The sequence below is a fragment of the Acidovorax temperans genome (assembly GCF_006716905.1).
Lineage (GTDB): Bacteria > Pseudomonadota > Gammaproteobacteria > Burkholderiales > Burkholderiaceae_C > Acidovorax > Acidovorax temperans.
In genome coordinates, this window is record NZ_VFPV01000003.1 from 795220 (window position 1) to 802124 (window position 6905).

6 protein-coding genes are annotated in these 6905 nt (G+C 66.9%); 1 reads left to right on the forward strand and 5 read right to left on the reverse strand.

The genetic code is table 11. The annotated features are described in order from the left end of the window. Positions 1-136: 136 nt before the first annotated feature. Positions 137-967 (forward strand): phosphatase PAP2 family protein, encoded by an 831-nt coding sequence (locus tag BDD18_RS18510; protein ID WP_142083985.1) that lies wholly within the window; start codon positions 137-139, stop codon positions 965-967. A gap of 11 nt (positions 968-978) precedes the next feature. Here BDD18_RS18510 and BDD18_RS18515 read toward each other — a convergent pair whose 3' ends face one another. From BDD18_RS18515 to BDD18_RS22860, 5 genes are all read right to left on the reverse strand, one after another. Continuing rightward, complete coding sequence (locus BDD18_RS18515; protein WP_142083983.1) at positions 979-2706, reverse strand: acetyl/propionyl/methylcrotonyl-CoA carboxylase subunit alpha; 1728 nt, start codon at positions 2704-2706, stop codon at positions 979-981. A gap of 179 nt (positions 2707-2885) precedes the next feature. After that, positions 2886-4499: a 5-oxoprolinase subunit PxpB gene (gene pxpB, locus BDD18_RS18520; RefSeq protein WP_142083981.1), complete on the reverse strand. Its 1614-nt coding sequence runs from the start codon at positions 4497-4499 to the stop codon at positions 2886-2888. A 49-nt stretch (positions 4500-4548) separates the two neighbouring features. Then, entirely contained in the window at positions 4549-5361 is an 813-nt protein-coding gene (locus BDD18_RS18525; RefSeq protein ID WP_142083979.1) for a putative hydro-lyase, read from the reverse strand. A gap of 32 nt (positions 5362-5393) precedes the next feature. Then, complete coding sequence (locus BDD18_RS18530) at positions 5394-6161, reverse strand: LamB/YcsF family protein (RefSeq protein WP_142083976.1); 768 nt, start codon at positions 6159-6161, stop codon at positions 5394-5396. A gap of 361 nt (positions 6162-6522) precedes the next feature. Further along, positions 6523-6687 carry a methyl-accepting chemotaxis protein gene (locus tag BDD18_RS22860; protein ID WP_142085010.1) on the reverse strand — a complete coding sequence of 55 codons (165 nt, stop codon included), beginning with the start codon at positions 6685-6687 and terminating at the stop codon, positions 6523-6525. Positions 6688-6905: the final 218 nt, after the last annotated feature.

The following is a 6905-nucleotide window of genomic DNA, read 5'->3' on the forward strand; positions in this document are numbered from 1 at the left end:
GGTAAAAACCACGCTGCCAAAAGCTGCACAGGCTGGCCATTCGCTCGGCTGAAGACGATTGCAGAGCATCCGCTGCGTACGCAGTAACAACGCTTCCCCGCCCCGGTTTCCTTACCCCAAAAACACCTTTGAATTCATGGACCTGCACACGCTCGCCACCACTGTAGCCCGCCACCCCATTGCCCTTTGGCTGCTGGGAATGACTGCGGGCGCCTTGCTGGGCAGTGGCGCCTTGTGGGCCTTGAAAACCCTGCGCCACCGCCCCTCGCCTGTGCGGCATTTGCTTCACGCAGCCAGCGCCACCACTGTGATGCTGCTGAGCATGGCCGCAGCCGCTTGCGCCCTGCTGGCCGGGGGCGCATTGATGGCAGAGCTGGCCGAGGGCTGGCAGCGCACGGGCACCTGGAGCCGGGTGGACGAAAGCATTGCGCAGCAACTGCGCCTGCATGCAGACATGGCGGCCCTGCGGTGGTTTGGCGCACTCACCCACCTGGGAGACACCGCCGTGCTGACCACGCTGACCCTGGCGGTGACGGCCGCCCTGTGGTGGCGCAGGCACCGTTTATTGGCCGTTGGCTGGCTGGTGGCCATGGCGGGCAATGGGCTGCTGACCAAAATTTTGAAAGACGTGTTCGCCCGCGTGCGGCCAGAGCATGTGCATGGGGCAGCGCAGGCCGATGGGTTCAGTTTTCCCAGCGGGCACAGCAGCGCATCCATGGTGGCCTATGCCATGCTGGCGTACTTGGCGGTGCGGCTGCTGCCACGGGCCTGGCAGGTGCCCGCCGTGTGCTGCGCGGGCGCGCTGATCTTCACCACCGGCTGGAGCCGCGTGGTGCTGCATGTGCACTACGTGAGTGACGTGCTGGCCGGCTGGGTGCTGGGCGGCACCTGGATGGTGTGCACCGTGCTCATCATGGACAGCATGGCGCGCTGGCGGGGCGCGCCCGCCGCCCTGGCGCGGCAGTAAGACGGCGCGTCTCAGGCGATTCGGGCAATCACCGCACCCAGCGCTTGTGCGGTGCCAGCTGCTGCCGCCAAGGCCACGCGCCCAGCGCGGTGTGCCGTCACCTGCATCTCCATCTTCATGGCCTCCATCACGGCAATCACGTCGCCCTCTTGCACCGTGTCGCCATCGGCCACCTTCCAGGCGTGCAGGTTGCCGGCGATGGGCGAGGTGACGGCGGCGGCATCCACCGCTGCCTCGGCTGGTGCGGCAGCAGCGCCCTGCCCGCCCGCAGTCGCCAAGCCTTGCAGCAGCACGGCAGGCAGGCCCAGCTGCACACGGCGGCCATCGATCTCGATGGCGGTGCGCAGCAGGCTGGTGTCTGCCACGGGCGCGGCCCGTACCGCAGCAGCCAGTGGCGTGGCGAAGTCGGATTCGATCCAGCGGGTGTGCACCTTGAATCCATCAGCCCCTACAAAGTCGGGGTGGTCGATGACGGCGCGGTGGAATGGCAGCACCGAGGCCACGCCTTCAATCTGAAACTCGCGCAGCGCACGGCGGGCGCGGGCCAGAGCCTGCTCTCGAGTGGCGCCGGTGACGATGAGCTTGGCCATGAGCGAATCGAACGTGCCGGGCACGACGGAGCCCGACTGCACGCCCGTATCGAGCCGCACGCCGGGGCCCGAGGGCGCATCAAAGCGCTGCACGGGCCCTGGCGTGGGCAAAAAGCCCCGGCCCACGTCTTCGGCGTTGATGCGGAACTCGAACGAGTGGCCCAGCGGCGCGGGCGTTTGCGTGATGGACAGCGGCAGGCCATCGGCCACGCGCAGTTGCTCCACCACCAGGTCCACACCCGTGGTTTGCTCGGTCACAGGGTGCTCCACCTGCAGGCGGGTGTTGACCTCCAGGAACGAGATGGCGCCGCTCTGGCTCAGCAAAAACTCCACCGTGCCTGCGCTCACGTAGCCTGCGGCGGCGCAGATGTCGCGCGCAGCGGTGTGGATGCGTTCGCGCTGGGCATCGCTCAAAAAGGGCGCGGGGGCTTCTTCCACCAGCTTCTGGTTGCGCCGTTGCAGCGAGCAGTCGCGCGTGCCCAACACCACCACGTTGCCGTGGGTGTCGGCCAGCACCTGGGCTTCGATGTGGCGGGGTTTGTCGAGGAACTGCTCCACAAAGCACTCGCCCCGGCCAAAGGCCGTGACAGCCTCGCGCACCGCCGATTCGTACAGCTCGGCCACTTCGTCCATGCGCCACGCGATCTTCATGCCCCGCCCACCGCCACCAAAGGCGGCTTTGATGATGATGGGCAGGCCGTTTTGCTCGGCAAACGCCAGCACCTCGCTCGCATCTTTCACCGGGTCGGGCGTGCCCACCACCAGCGGCGCGCCCACCTGCAGCGCAATCTTGCGTGCAGACACCTTGTCGCCCAGCTGGGCAATGGTGGCGGGGCGCGGGCCAATCCAGGCCAGGCCGGCATCGATCACAGCCTGGGCAAAAGCGGCGTTTTCCGAGAGGAAGCCGTAGCCGGGGTGCACCGCGTCCGCTCCGCTCTTTTTGGCGATGGCCAGGAGCTTTTCGACGTGGAGGTAGGTGTCTGCGGGGCGGTCGCCGTCCAGCCCATAGGCTTCATCGGCCATGCGGGTGTGCAGGGCATCGATGTCGGCATTGGCGTACACGGCGACGGACTGCACGCCGTAGTCGGCACAGGCGCGGGCGATGCGGACAGCGATCTCGCCTCGGTTGGCGATCAAAACTTTTTTCATATCAAGGCTCCAATGTTCTGCTCAGCACAGGGTGGCGAGATCGCCGTCGCCTGCTGCGCAGGCACTGCGATGTGCAGAAGCGCCCGCCAGGCGGCCGCTTTCTCCGCGATTGGCAATCAAAACTTTTTTCATATCAATGTTCCGGTGTTCTTTGAAAGTACAACCAACGCCACGAACCATCAGGGCGCAAGCTCTGCAAACGGCTGAATCGGGTTGAACCGCAACCAGGCCCCCACAGGGATCTGCCCGGCGCGGTCGAGGTGGTACGGGGCCACGCAGCCAATGACCGGGTAGCCGCCCGTGAGCGGGTGGTCGGCCAGAAACAGCACGGGCTGCCCGCTGGGGGGCACCTGCAAGGCGCCCAGGGCTGTGCCTTCGCTGGGCAGCTCGCCGGTGATGGCGCGGTCCAGCGGCACCTCGCCCGCCAGGCGCAGGCCGACGCGGTTGGACTGGGGCGTGACCTGCCAGCGCTGCGCGGCAAAACGGGCAATGGCCTCGGGGGTAAACCAGTCGGTGCGCGGGCCCATCACCACGTCCAGCACCACTTCTTGCTCCAGCGTGGGCAAATCAGCAGGCGGCAGCTCGGGGGCGGCTACCACGCTGGTGGCTGGCGCGGGTTGCACGGCCAGCCAGTCGCCCACGGCCACGGGCGCGGGGCCGACATGGGCCAGGGTGTCGGTGGCGCAGCTGCCCATCACGGGCGCTTCGGCAAAGCCGCCGCGCACGGCGACGTAGCAGCGTGCGCCTGCGGTGGGTTGGCCCACGGCCAGCATGTCGCCATCGGCCAGGGCCACAGGTTCGTAACGTGGCACAGACCAGCGCTGGCCGTCGGCCGTGGTCAGCGTCAGCACGGCATCGGCCCCGGTGACGGCCACCACGTTATCGCCCACGCTGCGCAGTTGCAGGCCGCCGCCCACGGTCTCCAGCGCAGCGGCGTTGCTGGCATTGCCCACCAGGCGGTTGGCGGCCTTGAGGGCGGCCTGGTCCATGGCGCCTGAAGCCGACACGCCCTGCCTGGCCTGGCCGTGGCGGCCCAGGTCCTGAAAGACGGTGAGCAAGCCCGTGGCCCGCACCTGCAGCGCGGTGTGCCCGGCGGCCAGGTGGTGCTGCGTGCGGCCAGCGGGTTTGGGATCTTTTTGGCCTCCAGCGCTTTCTGAATAAGCGCTAGCAGCTATGTTTTTAGTAGCAATATCCACAAAGCGCACGCGGTAGCCGGGCTGTAGCAAGGCGGGTTGCGCGCGGGTGATGTCCCACATGGCCACGGGGGTGGTGCCGATGATTTGCCAGCCACCGGGGCTGGCCTGCGGGTACACGCCGCTGAAGGTGCCCGCCAACCCCACAGAGCCTGCGGGCAGGCGCGTGCGCGGGGTGCTGCGGCGTGGCACGTTCAGGACCGGGTCGCCACCGCTGAGGTAGGCAAAGCCGGGGGCAAAGCCGGTGAAGGCCACGGTGAACTCGCTGCCTGTGTGCCGGCGCACCACTTCCTCGGGCGTGATGCCCAAGATCTGCGCGACTTCGGCCAGGTCTTCGCCGTTGTAATGCACGGGGATTTCGATCAGCGTGTCGCTGCGCTCGGCGCCCTGCGTCAGGCTGCGCGCAGCAATGTCCTGCACCAAGGTTTCGGCCCGGGTGGCCGAGGCGCGGTACTCCACCAGAATGGTCCGCGCAGCGGGGACCAGCTCCTCCACGCCGTGGGGAGGATGCCGCTGTAGCGACGCGAGCAAAGCCAGGGTCTGGTCCAGATCGGCCAGCTCTACCAGCAGCGCGTTGTGGGTCACGGGCAAGAAGCGCAACACAGTGTCTCCAGATTGCAGAGGGGCGTTGGACGTTGAGCGCTGGCGCTTATACGTGGTAGGTGCTATCGGGCACGTCCGAGATAAACATGTGCCCCGGCGCATGGGTCACCGCAAAAGGCACGCGCGATGCCATCACGGCGGCCTGGGGTGTGACGCCACAGGCCCAGAACACCGGCACCTCGCCGGGCTCGATGCGCACCGGGTCGCCAAAGTCGGGGCGCTGCAGGTCTGCAATGCCCAGCGCTGCGGGGTCGCCCACATGCACTGGCGCACCATGCACCGACGGGAAGCGCCCGGAAATCGACACCGCATCTGCCACGCGGTGTGCAGGAATGGGCCGCATCGACACCACCATGTCGCCGTGCAGGCGCCCGGCAGGGCGGCAGGCGCGGTTGGTGCGGTACATCGGCACGTTGCACCCTTGCTCGATATGGCGCACCTCGATGCCAGCTTCTTGCAAGGGCGTCTCGAAGGTGAAGCTGCAACCGATGAGGAAGGTGACCAGATCGGGGTGCTCTTGCCACAGCGGCCGGGCGTCACTCACCTCCTCCACCAGCTGGCCGTCGCGCCAGACGCGGTACAGCGGAATATCCGTGCGCACATCGGCCCCTTCGGCCAGCAGCGTGCGGTGGTCGCCCGCTTCAATCACGTCAAGCACCGGGCAGGGCTTGGGGTTGCGCTGGGCATAGAGCAGAAAGTCCCAGGCCCATTCACGCGGCAGCGCAATCATGTTGGCCTGCGTCATGCCGGGGGCAATGCCTGCAGTGGGTTCGACCTTGCCTTCGCGGTAGGCCTGCCGGGCTGCACGGGCCTGGCGCAGGGCGGCTTGCAGGGATGGGTTTTGGTAGGTGGTTGGCATTGGAAATCCTGTGAGTGATCAGGCCAAGGGTTTCATGCAGGGTCTACAAAGGAGCGCAGCACCACGCCGTCTTGCTCCAGGGCGGCGCGCACGGCTTGCGCCATCTCCACCGCACTGGCGCTGTCGCCGTGCACACAGATGGACTGGGCATCGACACGCGCCAGGCTGCCGTCGATGGCTTCGACCACGCCCTCACGCACCAGGCGCAGCATGCGCTGGGCTACCAGCGTGGCATCGTGCAACACGGCCCCTTTTTCACGGCGCGAAACCAGCGTGCCTTCGGGCGTATAGGCCCGGTCGGCAAAGGCCTCGCCCACCACCGTCAGGCCTGCGTCGCGGGCCCACTGCACCACCGGGGCACCGGCCAAGGCGACCAGCACCAGCGTGGGATCCACCGCCCGCACGGCGGCGATGACGGCTTTGGCCTGGCGCTCGTCGTGGGCGATGGTGTTGTAGAGCGCGCCGTGCGGCTTGACGTAGCGCACCCGCGTGCCAGCGGCCGTGGCCAGCCCTTGCAGCGCGCCAATCTGGTACATCACGTCGGCCTGCAGCTCGGCGCTGGTCACGTCCATATTGCGGCGGCCAAAGCCCACCAGATCAGGGTAGGCCACGTGGGCACCGATCGTGACGCCTTGCGCCACCGCGGCGCGCACCGTGGCCAGAATGCCCGCAGGGTCACCCGCATGAAAACCGCAGGCCACGTTGGCGCTGGTGACCACGCGCAGGATCGCCTCGTCATCGCCCATGCGCCAGGCGCCAAAACTCTCACCCAGGTCGCTGTTCAAGTCCATCGTTGTCATTGGCTGTTTTCCTTCCGCTTGTCTCAGGCCTTCAGTCTCAGGCCTGTTGTCTTGACGCCCCGGCCTACATGCCGGTGGAGCGTGAGGATGAATCATCCCAGCAAAGCCATCATTGTCAATCAATAAAACATCTATTGTTCAACAATACAAGTTACATTAACCCACAAACTTTCACCAACCCCAGGCTCCCAGCGGGAGCCCCCCATGGCCATGTTCAGCCGCATGGCCTGGTCTTGCGAGCTTTGGGCCGCGGCAGTGCCCTTCTCCGCCCAAGCCGCGTTTTGCCGGGTGACTTCATCCAGCGCCGTCACCGCGCGGCTGGCCCGGGCGATGTCATCGCTCTGCCCAAGGCTGGCAAGGCTCAGGCCGAGAGGATCTGCGCCACGCTGTCCACCGCCTCAGACGTCGTGGCGCCCGCGCGGCCGGCCAGGCTGCGCACCTCCCCGGCCACCACGGCAAAACCCCCGCCTTGTTCGCCTGCACGCGCGGCCTCTACCGTCGCATTGCGCGCCAGGGTGTTAGACATGGCCACCGACGCAGGCCGACGATTCCAAAGACGGAAGACGGTCCATGGAACACCTCTGGGTTGAGTCGAACCGGTGAAGTGCCCACACCAAGCGGGCACTCCTCGTTCACCGTGGCAATTCAGGCAGGCTCACATCCGCGAGGGCAGCCACAGCACAATTTCAGGCACTGCGTACAGCATCAACACCGCAGCCAGCATCACGAAGAACATCGGTGCCG

Excerpts from the sequence above, each read along its gene's own strand:
- BDD18_RS18510 (WP_142083985.1), top strand. The coding sequence starts at position 137 with ATGGACCTGCACACGCTCGCCACCACTGTAGCCCGCCACCCCATTGCC.
- BDD18_RS18515 (WP_142083983.1), bottom strand. The coding sequence starts at position 2,706 with ATGAAAAAAGTTTTGATCGCCAACCGAGGCGAGATCGCTGTCCGCATC.
- BDD18_RS18525 (WP_142083979.1), bottom strand. The coding sequence starts at position 5,361 with ATGCCAACCACCTACCAAAACCCATCCCTGCAAGCCGCCCTGCGCCAG.
- BDD18_RS18530 (WP_142083976.1), bottom strand. The coding sequence starts at position 6,161 with ATGACAACGATGGACTTGAACAGCGACCTGGGTGAGAGTTTTGGCGCC.
- BDD18_RS22860 (WP_142085010.1), bottom strand. The coding sequence starts at position 6,687 with ATGTCTAACACCCTGGCGCGCAATGCGACGGTAGAGGCCGCGCGTGCA.